This is a genomic window from Dietzia sp. JS16-p6b, from assembly GCF_003052165.1.
In the GTDB taxonomy this organism is placed as follows: Bacteria; Actinomycetota; Actinomycetes; order Mycobacteriales; family Mycobacteriaceae; genus Dietzia.
Window position 1 is genome coordinate 716,529 of the sequence record NZ_CP024869.1, and the last position, 25,300, is coordinate 741,828.

The 25,300-nt window shown below is 69.7% G+C and carries 25 protein-coding genes; 8 read left to right on the forward strand and 17 right to left on the reverse strand.

From position 1 onward, the window contains the following. Nucleotides 1-25: 25 nt before the first annotated feature. Nucleotides 26-880: a mycofactocin-coupled SDR family oxidoreductase gene (locus CT688_RS03240; RefSeq protein WP_107757975.1), complete on the reverse strand. Its 855-nt coding sequence runs from the start codon at nucleotides 878-880 to the stop codon at nucleotides 26-28. Between the two features lie 78 nt (nucleotides 881-958). On the opposite strand from CT688_RS03240, the gene CT688_RS03245 reads away from it, so the two are divergent. Beyond that, the gene (locus CT688_RS03245) at nucleotides 959-2,206 is read left to right on the forward strand and encodes an acyl-CoA dehydrogenase family protein (RefSeq protein WP_176475111.1); all 1,248 of its coding nucleotides are present in this window, start codon (nucleotides 959-961) and stop codon (nucleotides 2,204-2,206) included. Further along, the gene (locus CT688_RS03250) at nucleotides 2,203-3,024 is read left to right on the forward strand and encodes an SDR family oxidoreductase (RefSeq protein ID WP_107755746.1); all 822 of its coding nucleotides are present in this window, start codon (nucleotides 2,203-2,205) and stop codon (nucleotides 3,022-3,024) included. The genes CT688_RS03245 and CT688_RS03250 overlap by 4 nt, the downstream gene beginning before the upstream one ends. 37 nt (nucleotides 3,025-3,061) lie before the next feature. Here CT688_RS03250 and CT688_RS03255 read toward each other — a convergent pair whose 3' ends face one another. Beyond that, the gene (locus CT688_RS03255; RefSeq protein ID WP_107755747.1) at nucleotides 3,062-3,865 is read right to left on the reverse strand and encodes a hypothetical protein; all 804 of its coding nucleotides are present in this window, start codon (nucleotides 3,863-3,865) and stop codon (nucleotides 3,062-3,064) included. A 100-nt stretch (nucleotides 3,866-3,965) separates the two neighbouring features. On the opposite strand from CT688_RS03255, the gene CT688_RS03260 reads away from it, so the two are divergent. Together CT688_RS03260 and CT688_RS03265 are read left to right on the forward strand one after the other, a co-directional pair. Further along, nucleotides 3,966-4,547 (forward strand): TetR/AcrR family transcriptional regulator, encoded by a 582-nt coding sequence (locus tag CT688_RS03260; protein ID WP_017835369.1) that lies wholly within the window; start codon nucleotides 3,966-3,968, stop codon nucleotides 4,545-4,547. Nucleotides 4,548-4,577: 30 nt separating this feature from the next. After that, a complete protein-coding gene (locus CT688_RS03265) occupies nucleotides 4,578-5,747 on the forward strand; it encodes an acetyl-CoA C-acetyltransferase (protein WP_107755748.1) in 1,170 nt (389 codons plus the stop codon). A gap of 86 nt (nucleotides 5,748-5,833) precedes the next feature. Here the strand turns inward: CT688_RS03265 and CT688_RS03270 are convergent, their stop codons facing one another. The 5 genes from CT688_RS03270 to CT688_RS03290 form a co-directional block, all read right to left on the reverse strand. Then, nucleotides 5,834-6,454 carry a hypothetical protein gene (locus tag CT688_RS03270; protein ID WP_095718838.1) on the reverse strand — a complete coding sequence of 207 codons (621 nt, stop codon included), beginning with the start codon at nucleotides 6,452-6,454 and terminating at the stop codon, nucleotides 5,834-5,836. Nucleotides 6,455-6,624: 170 nt separating this feature from the next. Next, complete coding sequence (locus CT688_RS03275) at nucleotides 6,625-7,707, reverse strand: nitronate monooxygenase family protein (RefSeq protein WP_107755749.1); 1,083 nt, start codon at nucleotides 7,705-7,707, stop codon at nucleotides 6,625-6,627. Beyond that, complete coding sequence (locus CT688_RS03280) at nucleotides 7,704-8,489, reverse strand: CoA-transferase subunit beta (RefSeq protein ID WP_107755750.1); 786 nt, start codon at nucleotides 8,487-8,489, stop codon at nucleotides 7,704-7,706. Before CT688_RS03280 ends, CT688_RS03275 begins: the two co-directional genes overlap by 4 nt. Then, entirely contained in the window at nucleotides 8,489-9,427 is a 939-nt protein-coding gene (locus CT688_RS03285) for a CoA transferase subunit A (protein ID WP_107755751.1), read from the reverse strand. The genes CT688_RS03280 and CT688_RS03285 overlap by 1 nt, the downstream gene beginning before the upstream one ends. Next, the gene (locus tag CT688_RS03290) at nucleotides 9,424-10,218 is read right to left on the reverse strand and encodes an enoyl-CoA hydratase family protein (protein ID WP_107755752.1); all 795 of its coding nucleotides are present in this window, start codon (nucleotides 10,216-10,218) and stop codon (nucleotides 9,424-9,426) included. Before CT688_RS03290 ends, CT688_RS03285 begins: the two co-directional genes overlap by 4 nt. Before the next feature lie 80 nt (nucleotides 10,219-10,298). Between CT688_RS03290 and CT688_RS03295 the strand changes: the two genes are divergently transcribed. Together CT688_RS03295 and CT688_RS03300 are read left to right on the forward strand one after the other, a co-directional pair. Continuing rightward, nucleotides 10,299-11,072 (forward strand): SDR family oxidoreductase, encoded by a 774-nt coding sequence (locus tag CT688_RS03295; protein ID WP_107755753.1) that lies wholly within the window; start codon nucleotides 10,299-10,301, stop codon nucleotides 11,070-11,072. A 29-nt stretch (nucleotides 11,073-11,101) separates the two neighbouring features. After that, entirely contained in the window at nucleotides 11,102-12,019 is a 918-nt protein-coding gene (locus tag CT688_RS03300; protein WP_095718843.1) for an SDR family oxidoreductase, read from the forward strand. A 105-nt stretch (nucleotides 12,020-12,124) separates the two neighbouring features. On the opposite strand, the gene CT688_RS03305 is transcribed toward CT688_RS03300, so the two are convergent. The 4 genes from CT688_RS03305 to CT688_RS03320 form a co-directional block, all read right to left on the reverse strand. Further along, complete coding sequence (locus CT688_RS03305) at nucleotides 12,125-14,047, reverse strand: hypothetical protein (protein ID WP_107755754.1); 1,923 nt, start codon at nucleotides 14,045-14,047, stop codon at nucleotides 12,125-12,127. A 267-nt stretch (nucleotides 14,048-14,314) separates the two neighbouring features. Next, complete coding sequence (locus tag CT688_RS03310; protein WP_197431498.1) at nucleotides 14,315-14,734, reverse strand: nitroreductase family deazaflavin-dependent oxidoreductase; 420 nt, start codon at nucleotides 14,732-14,734, stop codon at nucleotides 14,315-14,317. Between the two features lie 80 nt (nucleotides 14,735-14,814). Further along, complete coding sequence (locus CT688_RS03315) at nucleotides 14,815-15,402, reverse strand: GNAT family N-acetyltransferase (RefSeq protein WP_017835358.1); 588 nt, start codon at nucleotides 15,400-15,402, stop codon at nucleotides 14,815-14,817. Between the two features lies 1 nt (nucleotide 15,403). Beyond that, complete coding sequence (locus tag CT688_RS03320) at nucleotides 15,404-16,570, reverse strand: steroid 3-ketoacyl-CoA thiolase (RefSeq protein WP_107755756.1); 1,167 nt, start codon at nucleotides 16,568-16,570, stop codon at nucleotides 15,404-15,406. A gap of 171 nt (nucleotides 16,571-16,741) precedes the next feature. Between CT688_RS03320 and CT688_RS03325 the strand changes: the two genes are divergently transcribed. After that, nucleotides 16,742-17,986, forward strand: coding sequence for a cytochrome P450 (locus CT688_RS03325; RefSeq protein ID WP_107755757.1), 1,245 nt, complete (start codon nucleotides 16,742-16,744; stop codon nucleotides 17,984-17,986). Nucleotides 17,987-18,005: 19 nt separating this feature from the next. Further along, nucleotides 18,006-19,028: an alpha/beta fold hydrolase gene (locus CT688_RS03330; RefSeq protein ID WP_231750476.1), complete on the forward strand. Its 1,023-nt coding sequence runs from the start codon at nucleotides 18,006-18,008 to the stop codon at nucleotides 19,026-19,028. Nucleotides 19,029-19,252: 224 nt separating this feature from the next. Here the strand turns inward: CT688_RS03330 and CT688_RS03335 are convergent, their stop codons facing one another. From CT688_RS03335 to CT688_RS03360, 6 genes are all read right to left on the reverse strand, one after another. Then, nucleotides 19,253-20,092: a type IV toxin-antitoxin system AbiEi family antitoxin gene (locus CT688_RS03335; RefSeq protein WP_156607092.1), complete on the reverse strand. Its 840-nt coding sequence runs from the start codon at nucleotides 20,090-20,092 to the stop codon at nucleotides 19,253-19,255. A 446-nt stretch (nucleotides 20,093-20,538) separates the two neighbouring features. Next, a complete protein-coding gene (locus CT688_RS03340) occupies nucleotides 20,539-21,444 on the reverse strand; it encodes a TIGR03619 family F420-dependent LLM class oxidoreductase (RefSeq protein ID WP_107755759.1) in 906 nt (301 codons plus the stop codon). Between the two features lies 1 nt (nucleotide 21,445). Further along, nucleotides 21,446-21,964, reverse strand: coding sequence for a nuclear transport factor 2 family protein (locus CT688_RS03345; protein WP_107755760.1), 519 nt, complete (start codon nucleotides 21,962-21,964; stop codon nucleotides 21,446-21,448). After that, nucleotides 21,961-23,145 carry a thiolase domain-containing protein gene (locus CT688_RS03350; protein WP_107755761.1) on the reverse strand — a complete coding sequence of 395 codons (1,185 nt, stop codon included), beginning with the start codon at nucleotides 23,143-23,145 and terminating at the stop codon, nucleotides 21,961-21,963. Before CT688_RS03350 ends, CT688_RS03345 begins: the two co-directional genes overlap by 4 nt. Then, nucleotides 23,142-24,203 carry a thiolase domain-containing protein gene (locus CT688_RS03355; RefSeq protein WP_017835350.1) on the reverse strand — a complete coding sequence of 354 codons (1,062 nt, stop codon included), beginning with the start codon at nucleotides 24,201-24,203 and terminating at the stop codon, nucleotides 23,142-23,144. Before CT688_RS03355 ends, CT688_RS03350 begins: the two co-directional genes overlap by 4 nt. 9 nt (nucleotides 24,204-24,212) lie before the next feature. Then, nucleotides 24,213-25,235: a Zn-ribbon domain-containing OB-fold protein gene (locus CT688_RS03360; RefSeq protein WP_231750477.1), complete on the reverse strand. Its 1,023-nt coding sequence runs from the start codon at nucleotides 25,233-25,235 to the stop codon at nucleotides 24,213-24,215. Nucleotides 25,236-25,300 lie beyond the last annotated feature (65 nt).

A 25,300-nucleotide genomic window follows, 5' to 3' on the forward strand; every position in this document is an offset into this window, starting at 1 on the left:
GCACCTGCTTGGTCGACCCGCGCGCTCAGTACCTGAGGGCGCCCCGGTCGAACGGGATCTGGACACCCGAGACGGACCGGGATCCGTCGCCGGCCAGGAACGACACCATGTCGGAGACCTCCTCCGGCGGCATGAAGTCGGCCAGGGTGCTGGCGCCGTCCGCGAGTACGTGCTTCAGGGGCATCGGCGAGAAGCTGTGCAGATATGAGGGGAACCGGCCGAAGATCTCCGCCATCCCGTCGGGGTCGATCATCGGCGTGTCCACGGAATAGGGATGGATCGAGTTGACGCGGATGCCGAATTCCCCCACCTCGAGGGCGAGCGAGTTGGTCAGCGCCACCAGACCTGCCTTGGAGGCCGAGTAGTGGCCGTTGCCCGGCGTCGCCTTGAGTCCCGCCGAGGAACTGACGATGATGATCGAACCGCCGTTGCCCGCTTCGATCATCGCCGGCACGGCAGCGCGGATCGTCCGCCATGTACCGCTCAGGTTGACGCCGATGACCATGTCCCAGTCGTCCTCCGGCAGCTCCCACAGGCGGCCCCAGTTCAGCACGCCGGCGTTGGCCACGACGATGTCCAGCCGGCCGAACTCGGCGATGGTGCGGGCGACCAACTCTTGGAGCGGTCCGAGCTCCCGGATGTCCAGTTCCGCCGAGAGGGCCCTGCCCCCGGCCTGCTCGACCAGGCGGACGGTCTCGGCGAGGTCGTCGGGGCCGGGCGCCGGATAGGAGACGGAGGCGGACACCGGGGCGCAGATGTCGGTCACCACGACGTCCGCCCCCTCCGAGGCGAGGCGGACGGCGTGGGCCCGGCCCTGTGCCCGGGCGGCGCCGGTGACCAGTGCGACCTTGCCCTTCAGGGGGGTGTCAGGGGTGTTCATGCCGACCATCACACCCGACGACGTCCGCAGGGGCGGGCGGTTCCGGCAAACCAAGCAAGTGCTTGGTAGTGTGGTGGAATGACGCAGAGCACGGCATCCGACCCGCGCAGGCCGGCGTCGGAGATGACCGACGACGAGTTCGCCGCGGAATTCCGCACGTGGTTGGACGCCAACCTCACCGGTGAGTTCGCCGAGATCAGGGGGACCGGCGGGCCGGGCAGCGAGCACCAGTTCTTCGCGCGGCGTCTGGCCTGGGAACGGCACATGGCCGAGGCCGGGTGGACCTGCGTGGGGTGGCCGGTCGAGTACGGCGGACGGGGGGCGTCGCTCAGCCAGCAGGTCCGCGTCCACGAGGAATACGCGAAGGCCGACGCCCCGGCGAGGGTCTCGCACCTCGGTGAGACGCTGCTCGGCCCGACCCTCATCGCCCATGGCACGCCGGAGCAGAAGGACCGCTTCCTGCCCCGGATCCTCGACGTCACCGAACTGTGGGCCCAGGGCTACTCCGAACCGGGAGCGGGGTCCGATCTGGCGAACGTGTCCACCACCGCCCGCCTGGGTGAGGACGGCAGGTGGCATCTGCACGGCCAGAAGGTGTGGACCTCCCTGGCGCATCTGAGCCAGTGGGTCTTCGTCGTGGCCCGCACCGAGGAGGGGACCAGTCGGCACAAGGGACTGAGCTTCCTCCTGGTGCCCCTCGACCAACCGGGCGTCGAGATCAGGCCCATCCAGCAGCTCACCGGGACCTCCGAGTTCAACGAGGTCTTCTTCGACGACGCGGTCACCGAGGCCGGGATGATCGTGGGGGAGCGCGGCGAGGGCTGGAAGGTCGCCATGACCCTGCTGGAGTTCGAGCGCGGGGTGTCGACCCTCGGCCAGCAGGTCGGCTTCGCCCGCGAACTCGACCAGATCGTGGACATGGCCCGGTCTAACGGCAGCGCGCACGTCCCCGCCGTGCGTGAACGGATCACGCGTGCCTGGGTCGGTCTCAGGGTGATCCGCGCCCACGCTCTGCGCACACTCGCCGAGCGTGACGCCTCCGGTGGCAACGCCTCGGCGGCCAAGCTCCTGTGGGCCACCTGGCACCGCGACCTCGGCGAACTGGCGATGATCGTGCAGGGGGCGGAGTCGCTCACCGGGCCCACCCACGACTCCGAGGGTGCGGCCACCGACCTCCACGACCCGGAGCACCTCGAGTTGGCGCGGTGGCAACGGCTCTTCCTGTTCACCCGCGCCGACACGATCTACGGCGGATCCAACGAGATCCAGCGCAACATCATCTCCGAGCGCGTGCTCGGACTACCCCGAGAGGCCAGGCCGTCATGACCCAGCACAAGTCCCCCCTTGCCACCTCCCCCCTCGCCACCGTGCCGCAGGAGACCCCTGGCCACGGTCTGCTGGCCGGCAAGAAGGTCGTGGTGACGGCCGCCGCGGGCACGGGCATCGGATTCTCGGCCGCCCGTCGCGCCGCGCTCGAGGGCGCCGACGTACTGGTGTCCGACTTCCACGAGCGCCGGATGAACGAGGCCCGTGACGCGCTCGCCGCCGAGTTCCCCGACCAGCGCTTCGAGGCCATCACGTGCAACGTGCAGTCGACCTCCGATGTCGACGGGCTGATCACCGGCGCCGCACGGACGCTCGGCCGGATCGACGTGCTGGTCAACAACGCCGGATTCGGCGGCGAGGGCGAACTGGTCGACATGGCCGACGAGGACTGGGACCGGGTCCTGGACATCACGCTCAACGGAACCTTTCGCGCGACCCGTGCGGCGTTGCGGTACTTCCGCGACGTGCCCCACAACGGGGTGATCGTCAACAACGCCTCCGTGCTCGGGTGGCGCGCCCAGCGTGCGCAGGCCCACTACGCGGCGGCGAAGGCCGGCGTGATGGCGCTGACCCGGTGCTCGGCGATCGAGGGGGCCGATTTCGGCGTCCGTATCAACGCGATCGCGCCCTCCATCGCCCGACACGCGTTCCTGGAGAAGTCGGCCTCCGCCGAACTCCTCGACGAACTCGCCGCCAAGGAGGCCTTCGGACGCGCCGCGGACGTCTGGGAGGTGGCCGCGACCATCGCCATGCTCGCCAGCGACTACACCACGTACCTCACCGGAGAGGTCGTCTCCATCTCGTCACAGCGGGCCTGACCCGCAGGCGGCACCCGGGGAGGGGGAGCGAAGGAGATCAGGCGTTCCGGATCTTCTCGACCTGCTTGGCAAAGGCGTCGACGGCCGTGTCCCGTTCCGCGTCCGACACCGGCCCCGCCGCGTTGGCGACCGTGACGGACACGCCGATTCCCCGCACGACCCCGGTGATCAGGACGTTGCCGGTGAGCAGCTCCTGGCCCATCATGTCCATCGCGTTGTTCTGCGTGATGGCCGCGAAGTGCTCCACGCCCTCCGGCGCCTCGAGGGGCAAGAGCTGGTTCTCGGCGCGGGTCGTCACCTCGGTCCCTTCGAGCGGGATCGTGACGGTCATGGTGGGGCAGTCGACGATCAGCCGGTCACGATCGTTGAGGCCTGCCGTCACCGTCGTCACCGACACCGCGTACGCGGTGTTCTCGCTCTGGCCCGCCTGGATGGCGATCGCACCCGGCTCGGCCTGGGCGAGGAACGCGTCCTGGCTGAAGTCGGCGCAGCGCTCGGGGTCCACGCGGACGCCGGCGGCGATGTCCTCGAGGGCGCCGACCCCTCCGGCGATCTCCTCGGCCGAGACGGGGGCGAGACCGAGCTCGGGAGCGTCCTGGGCGTTGAGGACGAGTTGATCCACGCCGGCCTCGGGCGCACCCGGCGCGCCGGTGGGTTGCTCCTGACGCATCTCGCTCGTCGCGGGCGTGGTCTCCGCGGGGGCCGCGTCGTCACCGCTCTCGCCGATCGTGCAGGAGGCCAGGCCCAGGGTGAGGCCCACGGCCGCCGAGGCCGCGAGGACCCGGCGACCCGCTCGGCGCGGGCCGGAGGAGCGAGGGGAGGAGAAGACGGTGGAGCGCATGGGGGGAGTCTAGGCAGAACGCGTCGACGACGGGTGGACCGACGCGGCCATGCGGCCACCGGACCGTCCCTAGCAAGTGCTTGGTTGGTAGAGTGGCCGGATGACCAGCACGACCAGACGTGAGGAGCTCCTGGCGATCGCCGCCGGGCTCTTCGCCGAGCGCGGCCTGCGAGCCACCACCGTGCGGGACATCGCGGACGCCGCCGGCATCCTCTCCGGCAGTCTCTACCACCACTTCTCGTCCAAAGAGGCGATCGTAGACGAGATCCTCCGCGGGTTCCTCGACTCCCTCTTCGGGGACTATCACCGGATCGTTCAGGCGGGCTCCTCGCCCCGGGAGACCCTCGAAGGGCTGGTCCGCGTCTCGTTCGAGGCCATTCACCGTCACAGGGACGAGGTGGCCATCTACCAGGACGAACTCAAGCATCTACGGGGCAACCCCAGGTTCGATTACCTCCGCGAGCGCAACACCGAGTTCCGTGAGATGTGGACCGACGTGCTGGGCCGGGGCATCGAGTCCGGCCAGTTCCGTCCCGACCTCGACATCAGGCTCACCTACCGGTTCCTCCGCGACACCGTGTGGGTGGCCGTGCGCTGGTACAGGCCGGAGGACGACGACGACCACGCCGCGATCGCGGACCAGTACCTGCACATCGTGCTCGACGGCCTGGCCGTCGACTGAACCCACCTGACACCATCCACGAGGAGACACATGACCAGCGTGACCGGCCGCGAGGCCTACGTTATCGACGCCGTCCGGACGCCTGCGGGAAAGCGCGGCGGGAGCCTGTCCGGCCAGCACCCGGCGGACCTGGGCGCGCACGTCATCAGCGCGGTTGTGGAGCGCACGGGGATCGACCCCGAGGTGGTCGACGACGTGATCTTCGGCTGCGTGGACGCCATAGGCCCGCAGGCGGGCAACATCGCGCGCTCCGCGTGGCTCGCCGCCGGGATGCCCCTCGGTGTGCCCGGGACCACCGTCGACCGCCAGTGCGGCTCCAGTCAGCAGGCCATCCACTTCGGTGCCCAGGGGATCATGTCCGGCACCCAGGACGTGATCCTGTTCGGGGGCGTGCAGAACATGAGCGCGCTGCCGATCTCCTCCGCCATGCTCGCCGGCCGTGAGTACGGATTCGACGACCCGTTCACCGGCTCCACCGGATGGGTCTCCCGCTTCGGCTCCCAGGAGATCTCCCAGTTCAACGGTGCCCAGATGATGGCCGACAAGTGGGACATCTCGCGGGGGGAGATGGAGGAGTGGGCGCTGCAGTCCCACGGCCGCGCCCGCGCCGCGATCGCCGAGGGCCGGTTCGCGAACGAATACGTCCCGCTCGCCGGTCTCGAGGCCGACGAGACCACGCGCGAGACCACCCTCGAGAAGATGGCCTCCCTACCCGTGCTGGCCGAGGGTGGGTCGCTGACCGCTGCCGTGGCGTCGCAGATCTCCGACGGTGCGTCCGCCGGGTTGCTCGCCTCCGCCGAGGCGGTGGAGAAGTACGGCCTCACGCCGCGTGCCCGGATCCACCATCTGACCGTGCGCGGTGACGATCCGGTGATGATGCTCTCCGCGCCGATCCCCGCCACCCGGTGGGCTCTGGAGAAGACCGGACTGACGATCGACGACATCGACGTGGTGGAGATCAACGAGGCGTTCGCCCCCGTCGTGTTGGCCTGGATCAAAGAGATCGGTGCCGACCCGGCCCGGGTGAACCCCAACGGCGGCGGCATCGCGCTGGGCCACCCGCTCGGCGCGACCGGTGCGAAGCTGTTCGCCACCCTGCTGAACGAACTCGAGCGCACCGGCGGCCGCTACGGCCTGCAGACGATGTGTGAAGGCGGCGGCACCGCCAACGTGACGATCATCGAGCGACTCGACTCCTGACGCGCCGCCCCCGAGGCCCCGCACCACGAGACAGGCCCCGCACCACCCGGTGCGGGGCCTGTGACGCGTGAGGCCTGCTCTCGTGGTCAGCCCTCGGCCGAGAGGGTGTCCAGGCCGAGGCCGCCGCCCTCGCCGCCGCCGAGCAGGCCGAGGAGGCTGCCGAGTCCGCTGGCGTCGCCCTCGCCGGTCGCCGAGGACAGGGTGCCGAGGGTGTCCTCGGTCGACAGCCCGCCGAGGCTGCCCTGGATCGCATCGAGCGGATCGCCCACGAGCACGGGCCCGCCGATGTCCGACCCACCGAGCAGGCAGTAGCTGACCACGGCGTAGACGTTAGACGGCACGGTGGCCGACACCGTGACGTCAGCGATCGTCACGCTGGCGATCGGGCTGGGCACGAGGCCGCCGGTCTGGAGGAACGTCACGTCGGCCATGCTGTTGATCAGGTTGTTGATCGCGGTGAGGTCGAGGTTGTTGAGCGCCTCGAGCTGGGTGAGGAGAGCCGGGGCGCTCGACGTCGGGACCACCGCGGCGACACACGTGTCGGCGTCGACCACGAAGTCCTTCTCGAAGGTGACGGACACTGTGTTGCCGTTGACCACGGGGTTCGCGGCCGTGGCGGCGGACGCGGCGCCGGCGCCGGCGAGGGTGAGGGCGGCGGTGGCGCCGAGGGCGGCAGCGACGCGGACTGCGGTGCGGTGGGGGGTCATCGTGTTCTCCTGTGGGTGCGGGGCCGGGGTCCCCGATTGGGGGACAACGGCTCTCAGGGTAGGCCAAGAAAGTCCTGAGGAAGTGCTGATTGGGCTAACACGACCGCACCCGTCGGCGTTTCCGGCCGGCGGGTTGGTGAAAGAAGTTTCCCGTGGTTCTGGTGGGGTTACTAGTCCATCTCCCGCAGGGCTTTCAACCGCTGGTGCGCCTCCGTCATGATCCGCTGGATAAGCTCGTCGCAGCTGGGTAAGTCCTCGATCATCCCCACGACCTGGCCGGACGCGAGCACACCGGCCTCGGTATTGCCCTCGACCAGCCCGGCCTTGAGCAGCATCGGGGTGTTGGCGGCCATGACGATCTGCTGCCAGGTTCGCTCGGAGGCCTTCTTCATGTTGAGGCCGTCCCTGGCGAGGGTCTGCCACTTCATGCCGGTCATCGACTTGAACCTGTTGGCGTTCTGGACCGCGGCCAGCATCCCCTTGACGGGGCTGCCGGACTCGAGCGCGTTGACCAGGCCGGTGCGCAGGACGCGGTGCGGCATCCCGTCGACACGGGTGGAGACGACGGTGTCCTGCAGTCCCTTCTCCAGATACTGCTTCTTCACCGCGTCCGGGACCCGGGAGTCGCTGGTGAGCAGGAAGCGTGTGCCCATGGCCACGCCCGCGGCCCCGTAGGCGAGCGCGGCCACCAGGCCGCGGCCGTCGAAGAAGCCTCCACCGGCGATGACGGGGATGGAGGTGTTCCCGGCACCACCGAGGGCGTCAATGACACTCGGCAGCAACAGCGTCGTGGCGACCTGGCCGGTGTGTCCTCCGCCCTCGCCGCCCTGGACTATCACCGCGTCGGCGCCCCAGGACGCCACCTTGACGGCGTGCTTCGCCGCGCCGATGGAGGGGACCACGACGAGGCCGTTGTCCTTGAGGCGCGCGATCAACTCGGGCTTGGGTGCGAGGGCGAACGACGCCACCGTCACCCCGTGTCGGATCATCAGCTCGCACCGCTCTGCGGCGTCCTCGGCATCGGCGCGGAGGTTGACCCCGAAGGGTCGGGTGGTCAGCTCCTTGGTGCGCACGATGGCGTTCTCGAGTTCCTGGTACGTCATCGTGGCCGAGGCGATGATCCCCAGACCGCCGGCGTTTGCGGTGGCCGCGGTCAGTTCGGGTCCGGAGACCCAGCCCATGCCCGTCTGGACGATGGGGTACTCGACCCCGACGAGCTCGGTGAAGGCTGTGGTGATGGTCGGCGCACTCATGCGGACGGCACCTCGCGGTCGCGGAACCCGCGGGGGTCCAGCACCTCACGGATGAGGCGCAGCTCCTCGGCGGACGGGGCTCGGGTGACCGCGGCCTCCGCCAGGCCCTCGATCTCGAAGCCGGTGTTCTCCGCGACCTCCTCGGCGGTGACGCCCGGGTGCAGGCTCAGCGCACGCATGCCGTGGTCGGTCCCGCCGAAGTCGAACACGCCGAGGTTGGACACCACCCGGTGCAGGTGGTGGTACCGGAACGCCGGATCGCCCGGGGTGTAGCGGTCGTAACCCACGCCGCAGACGATGTCGACCTCCTCGGTGAACACGCGCGTGGAGTGCTTGCCCACCCAGTAGCTGGTCGCGTGGTTGATCGAGTTGCCGGGCGCACCCCGCAGGCCGAACATCTGCCGCGTGGGCTGCTGAACGTCGTCGCCGAAGGCGGATAGATTCTGGTTGCCGAAGCGGTCGATCTGGTTGGCACCCATCACCACGTGGCGTGTGCCGGCCTGCAGGACGTCGAACACCCGGGGGAAGGGGATGTACCCCTCGAAATCGATGACCTTGCCCAGCGGCGGGGTCTGGCCGAGGAAGCGGTACTCCCCGTCGGTGATGAGCAGATCCGGCTCGGAGGTCAGACGCGCGAGCCGCGCCCCGATGGTGGCCATCGGGGTCATGGGCGAGGCGAAGATCTCCCCGGCACCGGCGAAGATCTCCGCGCACGCGATGGCGCAGTACTCGGCCCTGCTGATGGACTGAGCGGTAGCGGGCTGTGTGGTGGGGTCGGTCATCACTTGGCTCCCTTGTCTGCGGCAGCGGCGGCCTTCTCGGCGGCGACCTTCTCCGCGAAGGCGGCGACTGCCGTCTGGTAATCCTCCTCGGACCCGGACAGGAACTCGGAGACGAAGCTCGCCCACGACGCGTCGTCCTTGGCGGCGGTGGCGTAGTGGCGCTGGAACGCCTCATCGCGGCCGTATCCGCCGGCGAAGGTGAAGTGGGCGCCGTTCGGGGCCTCGGAGACGGTGTCCACGAACATGCGGCTGAGCAGCATGCGCTGCGGGCCGACCTCGTTCATCAGCGCGTCGGCGGAGTCCACGACCTCGTCGACCTCGAGCAGGACGGTGTCGGCGGCCATGGCGTAGAGGTCGTCGAAGTACCCGTCGACGCCGGTGAACGCGGCGTTCCCGTGCCTGTCCGCCTTGTCCAGGTGGATCAGGGCGGCGTCCATCCGCAGGGCCGGCATCGCCACGAGGGTCTCTGTCCGGCCGTCCACCGGATAGGGGGAGTCGACGGTCGTGAGCTCGTCCCCCCAGAACCGGAACACGTCCGAGCCGAGCCCGGCGCGGGTGGGCAGGAACGGCAGGCGGTGCGCGGCGGCGGTGAGGCCGGCCCGGACCATTCCCTCGTCCATCTCACGGGAGAGAATCGATCCCTCGGTGCGCCGACGCGCGAACCACGGGTCGTAGAACGGCGCGGAGTCCAGGGACACGAAACCGTAATAGGCCTTCGACACCTTCCCGGCCGAGCAGAGCAGCCCCAGGTCGGGTCCGCCGAAGGAGATCACCGTGAGGTCGGTGAGGTCCTCCCGGCGGAGGATCGCCCGGACGAGCGCCATGGGCTTGCGCCGTGAGCCCCATCCGCCGATGCCGATGGTCATGCCGCTGCGCAGGCGCGACACGGCCTCGTCGAGACTGGTGCGCTTGTCGCGCGGGGTGGGGGTCGTCGTCACTTGTTCTCGCCCGTCCTCTCGGCTCGATCAGTTCGTCTGTCCAGGTTCGTCCCGCTCTTCACGAACTCGTCTCGGTGCTCGTCGGCCACGCCGGCGAGGTTGAGTTCGAAGGTGAAGCCCTGCTCCATCCGGTATGAGGACTTCACGTCGACGGGATCGATGTGGTTGATGGCTTCCTTGGCCGCGCGGATGACCCGGGTGTCCTTGGCGGCGATCGTCTCGGCGAGGCCCCGGGCGGCCGCGTCGAGCTGGTCGCGGGGGACCACCTCGTACACGGTGCCCCACTGGTGGAGCTGCTGCGCGGTGACCTTGCGGGAGGTGAAGTACAGGGTGCGCATCATGTGCGGGGGGACCATGCGGGCCAGGTGGGTGGCCGCTCCGAGCGCTCCCCGGTCCACCTCGGGGAGGCCGAACACCGCGTCGTCGGAGGCGACGATGCAGTCCGCGTTCCCCACGAGCCCGATCCCGCCGCCGACACAGAAGCCGTTCACCGCGGCGATCACGGGGACCGCGCACTCGTACACGGCGTTGAAAGCCACGTAGCAGCCGCGATTGGCGGCGAGCAGGTGGTCGAAACCCTCGAAGTTCTGCATCTCCTTGATGTCCACGCCGGCGTTGAACCCGCGGCCCTCGGCCCGCAGGATCACCACGTGAACCTCCGGGTCGCGCCCGGCGGCGAGGATCTGCTCGCCGAGCTCGAACCATCCCGCGGAGGGGATGGCGTTGACGGGGGGGAAGTCGACGGTGACGGTCGCGATGCCGTCCGATCCCTTGTCGAGGGTGATGCCCATGGTGCTCCCTTCGCACGCCGACGCTGTGTGGTTCAGCGGCCGGGTGACTAACCAAACGCTTGCTTGGTAGGCTAGCACGCATGTCGCACATCGATCTGGGTCTGGCGGGCAGGGTCGTCCTCGTCACGGGCGGCGTCCGCGGTGTCGGCGCCGGGATCAGCAGGGTCTTCCGCGAAGCCGGGGCCGTCGTCGTCACCTGCGCGCGGCGCCCCGCCGACGAGGGGTCCGACGTCGCCGATCTCGAGTTCCACTCGGTCGACCTCCGTGACCCCGGCGCGGTCCGCGCGATGGTCGACCGCATCGTGGATCGGCACGGCCGGCTCGACGTGGTGGTCAACAACGCCGGTGGGGCCCCCTTCGCCCTGGCGGCCGAAGCCAGCCCGAACTTCCACTCCAAGATCGTCGCGCTGAACCTGTTGTCCGCGCTCACGGTGGCCCAGGAGGCGAACCGGGTGATGCAGCCGGCCGGAGGGGCGATCGTCAACATCTCCTCGGTGTCCGGGCACCGTCCATCGCCGGGAACGGCGTCCTACGGCGCGGCCAAGGCGGGGATCGACTCCCTGACCCGATCCCTGGCCGTCGAGTGGGCGCCCGCGGTGCGGATCAACTCCGTCGTGGTGGGTCCGGTGAGGACCGAGCTCGCCGAGATGCACTACGGGGACGCCGACGGGGTGGCCGCGGTCGACGCCACCATCCCCATGGGACGGATGGCGGATCCACGCGACGTGGGCCAGGCGGCCGCGTTCCTGGCATCCCCACTGGCGGCGTACATCACCGGAGCCGAGCTCCTGGTTCACGGCGGTGGCGAGAAGCCGGCGTTCCTGTCGGCGTCCAACGCCAACACGACGTCCTGACATCACCGAACATCTATCCGAGGAGAACCATGGGAATCTGCGACGGACGCGTCGTCATCGTCACCGGCGCCGGCCGCGGAATCGGGCGGGAACACGCACTGGCCTTCGCCGCCGAGGGAGCCAGGGTCGTGGTCAACGACCTCGGCGCCGGTCTCGACGGATCGGACGTGGGGGAGTCCCCGGCCGAGCAGGTGGTCGAGGAGATCCGGGCAGCCGGAGGTGAGGCCGTGGTCAACGGTAACGACATCTCCTCGTGGGAGGGCGCACGCGAACTCGTCCATCAGGCGATCGACCACTTCGGTGGCCTCGACGTGCTGGTCAACAACGCAGGCTTCCTCCGGGACAAAATGCTCGTCGGTATGGGGGAGCAGGACTGGGACACCGTGATCAACGTCCATCTCAAGGGCCACTTCGCGCCTCTGCGCCACGCCGCCGAGTACTGGCGCGCCGAATCGAAGGCCGGCCGCCCCCGCCGGGCCAGGGTCATCAACACCTCCTCGGGGGCCGGGCTCTTCGGATCGGTCGGACAGGGTAACTACGCCACCGCGAAGGCCGGAATCGCGCTGTTGACCATCCAGACCGCCGCGGAGATGAAGGGGTACGGCGTCACCGCCAACGCGATCGCTCCCGCTGCGCGTACTCGCATGACCACCTCCGCCGGGGAGGGCATGGCGTCACAGATGGCGGCACCCGAGGACGGTTCCTTCGACGCGATGGACCCCGCCAATGTCTCGCCGCTGGTCGTGTGGCTCGGGTCGGCGGAGTCGGACGAGGTCACCGGGCGTGTGTTCGAGGTCGAGGGCGGGAAGGTCACCGTGTGCGACGGGTGGCAGCGGGCAGCGTCCGAGGACAAGGGTGCGAAGTGGGACCCGGTAGAGCTCGGGTCGGTGGTGCCGCGACTGCTCACCGCGTCCCCGTCGCCGGTGCCCGTCTACGGCGCCCGCTGAATCGCTCGGCCCGGGGCCGTCCTCCGGGATCAAGAGATGGAGCCCCGCACCGTCACGGTGCGGGGCTCCATCTCTGTGCCCGGGTCGACGCCCGGGGTCAGGTGCTCAGTTCTCGGGATCCGGGCAGTTCTGAGCGTCGACCGATCCGGCGCCTGCGAGCTGGTCGACCTGCTCCTGCGGGAGGTCGCAGATCGTGGGCAGGGGCGGCAGGCCCGGCAGGGGCGGCAGGGCCGGCAGCGCCACGCCACCATTGATCGCGGCACCGGCGAGCACGAGCGTGCCGCCCAGCGAGAGGACCGGAAGGAGGGCGACCCCCGAACCGCTCTCGCCACCCAGGCTGGCCGCGGCCTCCAGGGATCCGGCCTGGCCGACCATCGATCCGAGGTTGGTCGAGCCCATGCTCTCGACAGACCCGTTCTCCAGCGAACCGGTGAGCGCGGTGAGCGACCCGTTGACCGCGGTGAGATCGCCGAAGGACCCGGTCAGGACTTCGGCGCTGCCACCGGTCGAGCCGGTGATGAGATCCGAGCTCTGGCCCGTGGAGCCGCTGTTGCCCGAGAGGGATCCGGAGACCTCCTCGATGGAGCCGGACAGCGCGGGCAGGATGCCGCCCTCGGCGATCGACCCGATGATCGGGTCGGCGGAGTTGCTCTCCACCGAGCCGGCGAGCTGATTGGCGGAACCGTTGGTCAGCGAACCGGCGATCCCCTCGCCGACGAGTTCAGCGGAGCCGCCGATGCCGGCCGTCGAACCGTCCGGGAAGTTGGCGGACAACGGGGGGAGCTCCGCGGACCCACCGAGGAAGTTGAGCTCGGTGGACAGCGGGGTCATCCCCAGCGACCCCATGCCCTCGGACCCGGTGAGGGGCGCGAGATCGGACGAGGTGAACTCGGCGGAACCGCCGAGAAGATCGAGCTCCGTGGAGAGCGGGGTCATCCCGAGGGAACCGACCTCCGTCGAACCGAACTCGGCCGAGCCGCCCAGGAGTTCCGTGGACAGCGGCGTCATGCCGGTCGATCCCACGTCCCCGGAGCCCACCAGCAGTTCGGTGGAGAGCGGGGCCATGCCCACCGAGCCGACGAGCGGCGCCAGGTCGGAGGAGGTGAAGGTTGCCGAGCCTCCGAGCAGGTCGGTGGACAGCGGTGCCATGCCGAGCGAGCCGACGTCGGTCGAGCCGAACTCCGCCGAGCCGAACTCGGCCGAGCCGCCGAGCAGGTCGGTGGACAGCGGCGCCATCCCGGCGGAACCGACCTCGGTGGAGCCGAACTCGGCCGAGCCGCCGAGCAGGTCGGTGGACAGTGGCGCCATCCCGGCGGAACCGACCTCGGTGGAGCCGAACTCGGCCGACCCGCCGAGCAGGTCCAGCTGGGTGGACAGCGGAGCCAGGTCGGAGGAGGTGAAGTCGGCCGAGCCGCCGAGCAGGTCGGTGGACAGCGGTGCCATGCCGAGCGAGCCGATGTCGGTCGAGCCGAACTCGGCCGAGCCGCCGAGCAGGTCCGAGCTGCCCGGGAGCGCCGCAGACCCGCCGAGCAGGTCCGTGGACAACGGCGGCAGTTCGGAGGAGGCGGGCAGTTCGGCGGATCCGCCGAGAAGCTCGGTCGACAGGGGCATCATGCCGAGCGACCCGATGTCGGTCGAGCCGAACTCGGCCGAGCCGCCGAGCAGGTCCGAGCTGCCCGGGAGGGCGGCCGACCCCCCGAGCAGGTCCGAGCTGCCGGGGAGCTCGGCCGAGCCGCCGAGCAGGTCCGAGCTGCCCGGCAGGGCCGAGGATCCGCCGAGCGGGTCCGAACTGCCCGGCAGGGCCGTGGACCCGGCGAGGGGCTCGGAGCTCAGAGCCGGCAGATCGGCTGAACCGCTGAGCGGATCCAGACCCGCCGAACCCCCGTCGAGGTCACCGATGGAGCCGGTGATCGGGCCGAGCGCATCGATGATGCTGCCCAGGTCCTGCGCGTTGGCCGTGCCGTGGACGCCGGACGCGGCGAGGAGTACTGATGCCGCGACCGCGGCGGCCCTGGTGGGCTTGTTCATGGGGGAGGTCCTTTCGGTGGTATGACCCCTCGGACGACTGGATCCTGTGGACCAAGGTCCGGACATCTAACGCGCATAAGAATCCTCTAAGGCTGAGTGGGTGTCAACGCTTTGCTCAGGAAATGGTGCTGGAGTGACGAATGAGGTGATAATGGACTGATAAACAGTCGTCAGATCGGCCACCTGAGGTAAGAAAACACCCAGAGCCACGACAACGGCCGGGGCCTCTCGCGTGGAGAGACCCCGGCCGGGGCGGCAGTCGCGAAGTCAGCCGGTCGGTTCGCAGATCACCACCGGGATCACCCGGCTCGTGTTGGCCTGGTACGAGGCGAAGTCGGCGTAGCGCTCGACGAGGCGGGGCCAGAGCGCCGCGCGCTCCTCTGCGGACGCCTCCCTCGCCGTCATCGCCCTGGTCCTCCGGCCCACCTGGATGGTGACCTCCGGGTTCGCCAGGATGTTCAGGTACCACTGGGGGTGCCTGGGCAGACCCCCCTGGGAGGCGACGAGCAGCACCCGGTCGCCATCCGGGAGGTGGAGCAGCGGCACCGTTCGCGGTTCGCCGGACTTGCGCCCCGTCGTCGTTACCAGGCAGACCGGAACCGGCGCCGAGAGCGCCGATCCCACCCTCCAGTTGCCGCCGATGCGGCCACCGGAGACGCGATACGTCCAGGTGTTAACGCGGGACATCACCTTGATGATGCCGAGGACCCACGGCTTGGAGCGCCGGGGATCGTCCACGCCGGTCTCCACCCCGGGGTGCTCCTCGCTCACCTCGAGCCCGGGAGCGGCGCGCGGACGATCACGTGCTTGCCCGGGAAGAACGCCGCCAGCTCGCGCCGGCACTCCTTCAGGGCCGCCAGGCCGAAGCCCTTCTTGCGCTCCTCGGGGTGGATCCAGATGGCCACGTCGACATCACCGTCGTCGATCTGCTCGCCGAAGACCAGGCCCACCGGCTGGTCGCGCGAGGTGTCCACGGCCACGAACCACATCGCGGACTCGGCCTCGACCCGTGCCAGGCCGGCCTTCCGCTCCTCTTCCGTCTTCTGCTGGTCCCACTCGCCGGCCGTCGCCGACGTCTCATCAGAGGACCGCGAGTGGTACAGATCGGCGTGATCTGCAGTGTCGCGGAACGGGAACAGGCTGAAACCGTGCGGCCCCGACCCGACCGGGTGGTCGGTCGTATGTCCCACGAATGCCTCGAGCGGGGTCTTGAGTACCTCGCGCGCCTGGTCCACGGGCACGGCCAGCAGGTGTGCGATCGCCTCCACCGCGTCCTCCGTGCCATTGGCGGAGGAGATGGCCGAGAAGACCTCGTTCCTGCGGGCTGCGGCTGTCTCGATGGTGGTGCTGCTCATGTCAGATCCTCTCGATGATGCTCGCCGAGGCCTGGGCGCCGCCCGCGCACATAGTTATGAGGGCGCGTTCGCCGTCCGTGCGCTCGAGCTCGTGCAGGGCGGTCGTGACGAGCCTAGCCCCGGTGCTGCCGACGGGATGACCGATCGCGATGGCCCCCCCGTTGACGTTGACCTTGTCCATGTCCGGACCGTGCACGGCGGCCCAGCTGAGCAGTACCGAGGCGAAGGCCTCGTTGCACTCGAAGAGGTCGAAGTCGGAGATGGACATCCCCGAGCGGTCGAGCACGCGCTGGGTGGCCTGGACAGGGCCGTCGAGGTGGTACTCCGGCTCCCCGCCGACCAGGGCCTGGTGTGCGATCCGCGCGCGAGGGGTGAGGCCGTGGGCCTTCGCGACGTCCTCGTCCATGAGCAGGACCGCCGCCGAGCCGTCGGACATCTGGCTGGACGTCCCCGCGGTGTGCAGGCCGCCGTCGAGCACCGGCTTCAGGCCGGCGAGCGCCTCCGCGGTGGTCTCACGCAGGCCCTGGTCCCGGGTGACGGTCACCGTCTCGCCGGTGTAGGTGCCGTCCTTGAGGCGTTCGGGGGCCTCGACGGCAAAGGTCTCGCGATCGAACCGGCCCTCCTGCCACGCACGCGCGGCGTTGGCCTGGGACCGCACGCCCAGCTCCTCCAGGTCCTCCCGGCTCAGCCCGCGGCGCCGGGCGATGCGGTCGGCGGCGGTGAACTGGTCCGGCAGGTCGATCGACCAGTCGTCCGGTCGGGGCATCCCGTTGGAGCCGTCCCCGACGGCTGCGCGGAGCGCGATCCAGCTCATCGATTCGACGCCACAGGCGATGCCCGCGTCCATGGCGCCGGCGTGGATGAGGTTGGCGATGAAATGGGTGGCCTGCTGCGCCGACGAACACTGGCAGTCGATGGTCGTGCACGCGGTCTGCCACGGCAGTCCGGAGGCGAGCCAGGCGCCGCGGGTGACGTTGTTGCCCTGGGCGCCGGCCTGTGTGACGCACCCGCCGACGACCTGCTCCACCAGCGACGCGTCGATCCCGGCGCGCCGGATGACCTCTTTCTGGGACGCCCCCAACAGGTGTGCGGGGTGCAGGCCCGACAGTGCGCCGCGCGCCTTGCCGATCGGGGTACGAACGGCCTCGACGATGACGGGATTGCCCATGGTGGTCCTTCCGGAAGAACGGGCACAGTGAATCGGGCGCCCGAGAGGAACGTGTTCTAGTATGGTGGGTGGAACGTGTTCTAGATTACCGCTCGGATCCCGGGTTCGCAGTATCCCGGGGTCGTCGGTCGCCGAGCACGAGACGCATCCGACGCGGTCAAGGAGTACCAAGTGCAGGCAGTAACCATCCCCGAGGGTTTCGACTTCACGGATCCGGAGCTCTACGAGAAGCGCCTACCGCATCCCGAGTGGGCCCACCTCCGTCGGACCGAGCCGATCCGGTGGTGCGCCAACGAGCCCGGAGCCGACGGGTTCGACGACGACGGCTACTGGGTGGTCACCAAGCACGAGGACGTCAAGGAGATCTCCCGCCGCACCAACGAGGTGTTCTCCACGTTCGAGAACACCGCGATCCCGCGCTTCGCACCGGGCACCGAGCGCGAGATCGTCGAACTGACCCGCCTGTTGTTCATCAACCAGGACGGCGAGGAGCACAGGAAGTACCGGCGCACCATCTCCAAGGGTTTCACCCCCCGCAACATCGAGAAGCTCCGCGACCACCTCGCCGAGAAGGCGCGGGTCATCGTCGAGACCGCTGCGGCCAAGGGCAGCGGCGACTTCATCACCGAGGTCGCCTCCGAACTGCCGCTGCAGGCGATCGCCGAGCTCATCGGCATCCCGCTGGAGGACCGCCACCAGATCTTCGAGTGGTCCAACCAGATGACCAGCTATGACGTCCCCGGCAAGGTCGAGGAGTCGCAGATGGCCAATGCCATGGTCCTGTCGTACGCGCAGGAGCTCGCGGCCAAGCGTGAGGTCGATCCGCGAGACGACCTGGTGACCAAGCTCATCCAGGCCGACATCGACGGCGAACGGCTCACCCCCGACGAGTTCGGCTGGTTCGTGGTGCTGTTGGCCGTCGCCGGCAACGAGACCACCCGCAACGCCACGACGCACGGGATGGTCGCGTTCCTCGACAACCCCGATCAGTGGGAGCTGTTCAAGGCAGAGCGTCCCGCGACCGCCTACGACGAGATCCTCCGCTGGGCCTCGCCGATCACGTCGTTCCAGCGCACCGCCACCGAGGACGTCGAGATCGGGGGCGTGACCATGAAGAAGGGTGATCGCGCCGCCATCATGTACGGCTCGGCGAACTTCGACGAGGACGTGTTCACCGACCCCTTCTCGTTCAACATCCTGCGCGACCCCAACCCGCACCTGAGTTTCGGCGGGAACGGCCCGCACTACTGCATCGGGGCGAACCTGGCCCGGCTGCAGATCGAACTGATCTTCAACGCCATCGCCGATCACCTCCCGAACCTGGAGGCGCTCGGCGAGCCCTCCCGCATCCGTTCGGGGTGGCTCAACGGCATCACCGAGTGGACGGTCGACTACAAGTGCCCGGTCCTGCGCTGACCCGGGGCTCGTCGTCCTGATGTCCGGCTCCGTGTCCGACCACCGCCACGTCGACCGGGACGGCGTTCGGCTGCACTACGTCGTCGCCGAGCCGGCCCCCGAGCCCGCCCCCACGGCCGGCTCCCCGGGCACAGTGGTCCTCCTCCACGGGTTCCCGCACTTCTGGTTCACCTGGCACCGCATGATCCCCGCCCTCGCCGCCGCGGGGTGGCGGGTCATCGCACCGGACCTGCGTGGCATGGGACGGTCGGCCGCGCCCGCCGACGTGGAGGCCTACTCGCCGCGCGAGGTGGTCGACGACGTCCTCGCGGTGTGTGACGCCGAGGGGGCTGGGCGGGTCGTGCTGGTAGGTTTCGATTTCGGGGCGGGCGTCGCGTACGACACCTGCCATCTGGAACCCGGCCGGGTCCGCGCGGTGATCGGGATGGAGAACCCGTTCATGGGTACCGCCGGGACGGTCCCGCCGCTGGAGGGCTCGGCGATGATGGCCGAGAAGCACTTCCTGCACCTCCACTACTTCTCGCAGCCGGGAGTGGCCGAGGCCGATCTCGCCGGTCGCGAGCGGGAGTTCCTCACCAGGGTCTTCTACGCACTGTCGGCGGACTACCACTACCTCGACGTGTGGCAGCACCCCCCGGGGTCGACCTATCTCGAGGCGCTGCCCGAGGCGCCGCCGCTACCGTGGCGCTGGCTCTCGGTCGAGGAGATGGACGTCTACGAGGCCGAGTACGCCCGCACGGGGTTCGCCGGCCCGTTGCAGTGGTATCGGGCGATGGACGTGTCCTGGTCAGCGCGTAAGGAGTTCAAGCGACAGACAAACCCGGTGCCGTTCTACTTCCTCTACTCCGAGCACGACCCGGACCTCGAGGGCTTCCACGGACGGGATCCGCTCTCGAAACTCGGGCGACACCACGACGACGTCCGCATGGTCCGCGCGATCTCCTCGCCGGCGGGGCACCTCATGCACCTGGAGGCGACGGAGGACACCCACCGGGAGATCCTCACCTGCCTGGCGGACATCGCGGCCTCCGTTCCTGCCTGAGGCACTCGGCAGGCGCATGTCACCCCGCCCCCGCCCGAGCTCGCATCCGACTACCTCTCCAGCAATCACCTCGACTGCTCCGAGCCTGGTTGGCGGACAAGAGCTTCGGGCTGACGGACAGGCTCTTCGGGCTGGCGGACCCTTTGCTCGTTTCAGGCCCGGTTTTCGCATATCGGGTCCGCCAGCTGCGAGGGGTGTCCGCCAGCTGCCACGCGAGGGCTCGTTCAGGATGAAGTCAGGTGCCGGAGGTCTCGTCGGGCGCGGGTCAGGGCACTCGCGATGTGGCCGATGACCTCTTCCGGGCGCATTCCCTTTGTCACACGGACGACCTGCCAGCCAAGGTCCGCCAACCGAGCGGTGATCCGGAGGTCCCGGCGCCACTGTTCCGGATCTCCGTGGTGCTTGCCGTCGTAGAAGATCGCGACTTTCTCGCGGGCGTACGCGAGGTCGGCAATCGTAAGGAGATGTCCCGACGGTTCGCATATCTCGAACTGCGAGACAGGCTGAGGCAGTGAAGAGCGCTCGATTCTGAGCCGGAGGAGGCTCTCCTGCGGAGAGTGCGCGTCCGCGTCGCAGGCGTCGAGCAGTCGAACCACCCTCGAGACCCCGTGTTGGCCGGGCATCCGCGTTGCAGCGTCGGCAACCGCGCGAACGCTGGTGTTGGTGGCGGAGCACACGGAGTCCACGATGCAGATCTTCCGATCAGCGCCAGTGGACCACCTTGCCACGTCGACCGCGGTTCGGGCTGGTGCGGTAATTCGTATTCCGCCGATCTCGCACGCGTCCGCGGCCGGGATGGGTTGCCGCAGCCTGCGCTCCCGAACCCCGGTCGGCACGCGGGGCTCGGCTGAGGTGAAGACATCGACGACGCCGTTGCCCCGCTCTGTCGAGTACCAGTGTTCCCCGTGGAGATACGCGGCGGACCACCCTCCGATCACCGCGTCTGCAGGCGCCCAGATGTCGACTGCACGTATGAAGTCCCACCTGCTCAGCCGTGCCCCCTTCGCGGCATACACACCGGGAACGATCATTCTGAACGCCGATCGGAGCGAGTATCTCGTCACGAGTCCGGTCTCGAGGGCCGGGCTCGCCGCGAATGGCTGCCCGTCTGCAACCGCATCCGCCAACGAGGCGGGGAGCGGGGTGGGAGGCCGGGTGTCTCGGAATCGCCGGTCGCGTCTCATGTCGGCAATCCTGACCGGTCATCACGTGTCGACCGGCGGGTGACGACGTCAATGTGGACGGGGTTGACGACGATTCACAGGAACCACGACGAGTTCAGTCCGCCTGGCTCACGTGGCGGTCCTGCAGACCGGGCGGACCCGCTCCCCCGAGTTGGCGGACATGCTTCCTCAGCTGGCGGGCAGGAGGTGCCAAAAACCGGCCCGGAATCGCACGAGAAGTCCGCCAACCCCGGGGGCATGTCCGCCAACCGCGGGGGCAAGTCCGCCAACCGTGGGGGCATGTCCGCCAGGCAGCCTGGCCGCGGGCTGACGAGACCGTCAGTAGCTCAGGAGCCGAGGCCGTACTTCTCCCCGAAGGCCGCGATGGAGTCGAGCTTCTGCTGGGTGGAGCAGTCGAATCCGTGGCCGTCGATCATCCACGGCATCACGATGATGTCGGTGACCCCGGCCTCGGCCAACTCCGTGAAACCCCGCGTGCCGAAGCGGTCGAGGCAGACCACCTGGATCGCGAAGGGTTTCCCGTCGCCGCGGTCGGCCAGTGAGCGGCCGTCGGCCTCGAGCAGTTCGCCCAGCCGCCGGACGGTGGTGACGATCTCGTCGTAGCCCATCATGGCGCTGGTCCAGCCCTGGCCCACCCTCGCGGCCCGCTTGAGCGCGATCTCGGTGTGACCGCCCACGTAGAACGGCACCTGCTCGCTGGGGGCGGGGGTGAAGATCAGTTCGTCGAAGTCGAAGTGCTCGCCGTGGAACTCCATCCACTCACCCCGCAGGGCCTCGCGCACGATCGCCAGCGACTCGTCCGTGCGCTTGCCGCGGCCCTTGAACGGCGCGCCGCACCACTCGAACTCGTTGGGGTCCCAGCCGATCCCCACGCCCAGATCCAGCCGGTTCCCCGTCAGCAGCGCCACCGACGCCACCTGCCTGGTGAGCAGCAGCGGGTTGCGCGGGCCGACCTTGAGCACCTGCGGGCAGAAACGGATGCGGGAGGTGGCCCCGCCCATGGCTGCGGACGCGACGAGGGGCTCGACCCACTGGGTGTCGGCGTCCCACATCCGCGAGCCGTCCGGGGTGTACGGATAGTCCTCGTCCTGGCGCCGCGGGTGGAACAGCGAGTCGGGCAGGACGATCCGGTCGAAACCGGCGGCCTCGGCCCCGCGGGCGATGTCCATGATCTGGTCGACCGGGGAGAAGGAGATGGGGACGGAGAACTCGGCGTCCACTACACGTGGCATGTCAGACGTCCTTCTTGACGGCACCGGCGATGGCGGCGAGGTCGTCGTCGGTCAGCGGTCGTAGTCCTGAGGCCATGGCCACGTCCTGTTCCCAGAAGGCGCGGAGGTTCACGAGCTGCCCCTGGGAGTCGACGCGGTAGTCCACGGCGATGTCGATCTCCATGATGCTGGAGCCCATGTGGGTCCGCATGGTGCCGACGCAGAGGAGTTCGTCGCCCGCGGCGATCCCGCGGTCGAACCGGAACTCGATGTGGTCCGGGGTGGCCACGGCCTTCTCCCAGAACTCCAGGAGCCGCTCAGTACCGGTGTGACCGATGCCCTCGGCGTCGAACATCGACGGCCCCACGGGATCCTCGATGGTGCCCTCGGGGTTCCATCCGGCGATCCAGGCGTCGCGGTCGCCGGCGTTGGTCGCGGCCCACGAACGGCGCGCGGCGGCGTAGGCGGGACTCGCCGACGCCGCCTCGCTCATCTCGAGCGGCCGGTACATGCCGTCCTCGTCCAGGTAGGGGTTGCTCATCGCCTGCGTTCCGATCCGACGACCCACATGGAGAAGAACTGGGACCCGCCACCGTAGGCGTGGCCGAGGGCCTTGCGCGCCCCTGGGATCTGGTGCTCCTCGGCGCGGCCCATGACCTGCCGGGCGGCCTCGGCGAAGCGCAGCATTCCGGACGCGCCGATCGGATTGGAGCACATCACCCCGCCGGAGGGGTTGACGGGCAGCGACCCGTCGCGGGCGGTGGCGCCGGACTCGGTCATGCGCCAGCCCTCGCCCGGAGCCGCGAACCCGAGGCTCTCCAACCACATGGGCTCGAACCACGAGAACGGGACGTAGATCTCGGCGGCGTCGATCTCCTCGGCCGGGTCGGTGATCCCGGCCTCGGCCCACAGGGCCGCCGCGGCGTCCCGACTGGCCTGCGGGTTGGCGTAGTCGCGGCCGGCGAAGGTTCCGGGCTCGGTGCGCAGCGCGGTGGCGTGCACCCACGCGACACGGCGGCCGGTGGACTCGACCTCCTCGGCGGCCGCGGCGTCCCCGAGGATGATCGCGCACGCGCCGTCGGAGGACGGGCAGGTCTCGTCGAAGCGGATGGGGTCCCACAGCATCTGCCCCTGCAGCACCTTGTCCACGGTGAGGTCGGGCTGCTTGAGGTGGGCGTGGGGGTTGATGGACCCGTTGAGTCGGTCCTTGACCGCCACCATGGCGCCGACGTGCTCCGGGGCGCCGGTGGTACGGATGTAGGATCGCACGTGGGGGGCGAAGTACCCGCCGGCTCCCGCGCCGACGGGGGCGGTGAACGGCACGGGCAGGCTCAGGGCCCACATGGCGTTGGATTCGGACTGCTTCTCCCACGCCACGGCCAGGACACGGCGGTAACGGCCGGACTGGATGTGCGAGGCGGCCACCACGGCCGTGGAACCGCCGACGGAGCCGGCGGTGTGGACGCGAAGGAGCGGTTTGCCCACCGCGCCGAGCGCGTCGGCCATCATGAGCTCGGGCATCATCACGCCCTCGAACAGGTCGGGGGCCTTGCCCACGACCACCGCGTCGATCTCGTCCCACCCCACCCCGGCGTCTGCCATGGCGGCGTCGATCGCCTCGCGGCAGAGGCCGGACATGGAGACGTCCGTGCGACGGGCGACGTGGTGGGTCTGGCCGGTGCCGAGAACGGCCGCGGGCAGTCCGGGGCTGTGGGCGCTCATGCGGGGCGTCCTTCCAGGAGGCAGATGAGGTTCTGCTGAAGCAGATGTCCGCTGGTGGCGTGGGCGAGGGCGCGTTCGGTGCGGCCCTCCATGACGTCGTTGGCGGCGTACCCGATGCGCTCGAGCCCGGCGGAGAACAGCGGGTCCGCCAGCAACGATCCGCCGGACGGGGTCACGGCCACGTGGTCGCCGATGCCCAGTGCCGAACGCAGGAGCAGCTCCTGGTGCGTGTACTGGGTGTGCAGTTCGGCGACGGTCACGCCCCCGAGATCGGGCCGGTCACCCGACGACCGGGTGGCGCGTACGGCGGCGGCGCGGGCCGAGGGGGAGTCGGTGAGATCGCGGGCGCCGAACTCGGCGGAGTCGGCGATGTGCTCGATGCCGGTGACGTACGCCGGGGTGTCGACCAGCTCGCGGGCCCGGTCGCCGGAGGCGAGGATGATCGCGCCGGCTCCGTCGGTGACCGGCGGGCAGTCATGACGGCGCAGCGGGTCGGCCACGTACGGCTCGGCGAGCAGCTCACGTTCGTCCCTGCCGGTGGCGCGGGCGGCGACCGAGGCCATCGCGCCCTCCGACCACGTGCCGGCGTCGATCCCCGCGCGGGCCTGGAGCGCGGCGATGTGGTGCCGACCCGGCCAGAGCGGCGCGACCGTGTACGGGTCGAGCTGCAGTGCCATGGCCGAGTCGAGGTCCGTGCTCGCCGAGGCCTTGCCGAACCCGTAGACCAGTGCGGTGTCGGCCTGTCCGGTGGCGATCTTGAGGTAGGCCTCGAAGAACGCCCAGGCGGCGTCCATCTCCACGTGCGATTCGCTGATGGGGGGCACCGCGCCGATGGTGTCGACGGCGGAGATGAAGGAGAAGGCCCGCCCGGCCAGGTAGTCGCAGGAGCCGGAGCACCAGAAGTCGATGTCGGTCCGGTCCAGACCCGTCTGGCGGTAGCACTCGGCGAAGACGGGCGCGAGCATCTCGACGCCGTTGGTGGTACCGAATGTGGACTCGGTGTGTCGGGCGTGGGCGAAACCGACGACGGCCACGTCCCGGGGTGCGGTGGGGGTCACGGGTGTCCTCTACAGGTGATGGGCGTAGGAGTCGGGGTCGGCGTCGGGGTCGCCGGTGGGTTCGAAGTGCGTGATGGCCTTCATCGAGGCGGGGCGGTCCGCCTCGGGCGTCCAGATCGCACGGACGCGCATCCCCATGCGCACCTCCGACGCCTCGCAGCCCAGTACGAGGTGCTGGATCGGGACGTCCGACCCGTCCAGGAGGATGTACGCGGTGACGTACGGAGGTGTGATCTCCTGGCCCGCGAACGGCACGTTGACGATGCCGAACGTGGTGACGGTCCCGACGTCGGAGACCTCCACGTACTCACCCATCGCCACTCCGTCCGAGGGGCAGTAGTCCCGCGGCGGGACGTAGACCTCGGGCCCGTTGGAGCGTCTGCGCCCGAGCATCCGGCCCTGCACGATCGCCCGGAGGAACTCGCTCTCGGCGGGCGAGGCGGTGTGGGTCACCGAGAGTCCGATCGGCGTGACGAGCATGGAGACCGCCTCGTCTCCGGAGGACTGCGCCAGCTGGTCGTCGCCCGAACCTGTGTCGCCCGCCGCGTCCGCGGGGACCACGCACGCGATGTCGTGGATGGTCCCGGTCCGCTCGGCCGACCAGAGCAACCGCACGCGCATCCCGGAGCTCACGGACCCGGGACCGTCCGCGGCGAGGGGGAGCAGGATGGCGGTGTCGGCGCCGTCGAACCGGACCAGTGCCCACGCGAAGGGCGAGTCGAGCGGGGCGACGTCGGCGGGTTCGGGAACCCAGGTCCAGACGACGACGACGCCCTCGATCCCGGTTCCCGAGCCCACCTCGACGAACTCCGTCAGGGCCTCGTGGGTGTGGGGGTCGAACTCCACGGGCGGCAGGTGGACGGCGCCGCGGGAGTCGCGTGTCCCCACGAGGCGGCCCTCACGCAGGCCGGTGAAGAACGCGCCGAGGACCGGCCCGGTCGATCGGGTGTAGTCGAAGGACGGGGCGAGCGGTGCCGAGAGCACGGGCTCGTCGGGCGGGATGATGTCCACAACGATCTCTCTGGATGTCACCCCACAAGTAGAACACGTTCCAGTGCGGTGCGTGTTGCTTTTCGCGGGCTCGCCCCACGCCGCGG

Coding starts and splice junctions, on each gene's coding strand:
- CT688_RS03240 (WP_107757975.1), bottom strand. CDS start 880: ATGAACACCCCTGACACCCCCCTGAAGGGCAAGGTCGCACTGGTCACC.
- CT688_RS03245 (WP_176475111.1), top strand. CDS start 959: ATGACGCAGAGCACGGCATCCGACCCGCGCAGGCCGGCGTCGGAGATG.
- CT688_RS03250 (WP_107755746.1), top strand. CDS start 2,203: ATGACCCAGCACAAGTCCCCCCTTGCCACCTCCCCCCTCGCCACCGTG.
- CT688_RS03255 (WP_107755747.1), bottom strand. CDS start 3,865: ATGCGCTCCACCGTCTTCTCCTCCCCTCGCTCCTCCGGCCCGCGCCGA.
- CT688_RS03260 (WP_017835369.1), top strand. CDS start 3,966: ATGACCAGCACGACCAGACGTGAGGAGCTCCTGGCGATCGCCGCCGGG.
- CT688_RS03265 (WP_107755748.1), top strand. CDS start 4,578: ATGACCAGCGTGACCGGCCGCGAGGCCTACGTTATCGACGCCGTCCGG.
- CT688_RS03270 (WP_095718838.1), bottom strand. CDS start 6,454: ATGACCCCCCACCGCACCGCAGTCCGCGTCGCTGCCGCCCTCGGCGCC.
- CT688_RS03275 (WP_107755749.1), bottom strand. CDS start 7,707: ATGAGTGCGCCGACCATCACCACAGCCTTCACCGAGCTCGTCGGGGTC.
- CT688_RS03280 (WP_107755750.1), bottom strand. CDS start 8,489: ATGACCGACCCCACCACACAGCCCGCTACCGCTCAGTCCATCAGCAGG.
- CT688_RS03290 (WP_107755752.1), bottom strand. CDS start 10,218: ATGGGCATCACCCTCGACAAGGGATCGGACGGCATCGCGACCGTCACC.
- CT688_RS03295 (WP_107755753.1), top strand. CDS start 10,299: ATGTCGCACATCGATCTGGGTCTGGCGGGCAGGGTCGTCCTCGTCACG.
- CT688_RS03300 (WP_095718843.1), top strand. CDS start 11,102: ATGGGAATCTGCGACGGACGCGTCGTCATCGTCACCGGCGCCGGCCGC.
- CT688_RS03305 (WP_107755754.1), bottom strand. CDS start 14,047: ATGAACAAGCCCACCAGGGCCGCCGCGGTCGCGGCATCAGTACTCCTC.
- CT688_RS03310 (WP_197431498.1), bottom strand. CDS start 14,734: ATGTCCCGCGTTAACACCTGGACGTATCGCGTCTCCGGTGGCCGCATC.
- CT688_RS03315 (WP_017835358.1), bottom strand. CDS start 15,402: ATGAGCAGCACCACCATCGAGACAGCCGCAGCCCGCAGGAACGAGGTC.
- CT688_RS03320 (WP_107755756.1), bottom strand. CDS start 16,570: ATGGGCAATCCCGTCATCGTCGAGGCCGTTCGTACCCCGATCGGCAAG.
- CT688_RS03330 (WP_231750476.1), top strand. CDS start 18,006: ATGTCCGGCTCCGTGTCCGACCACCGCCACGTCGACCGGGACGGCGTT.
- CT688_RS03340 (WP_107755759.1), bottom strand. CDS start 21,444: ATGCCACGTGTAGTGGACGCCGAGTTCTCCGTCCCCATCTCCTTCTCC.
- CT688_RS03345 (WP_107755760.1), bottom strand. CDS start 21,964: ATGAGCAACCCCTACCTGGACGAGGACGGCATGTACCGGCCGCTCGAG.
- CT688_RS03350 (WP_107755761.1), bottom strand. CDS start 23,145: ATGAGCGCCCACAGCCCCGGACTGCCCGCGGCCGTTCTCGGCACCGGC.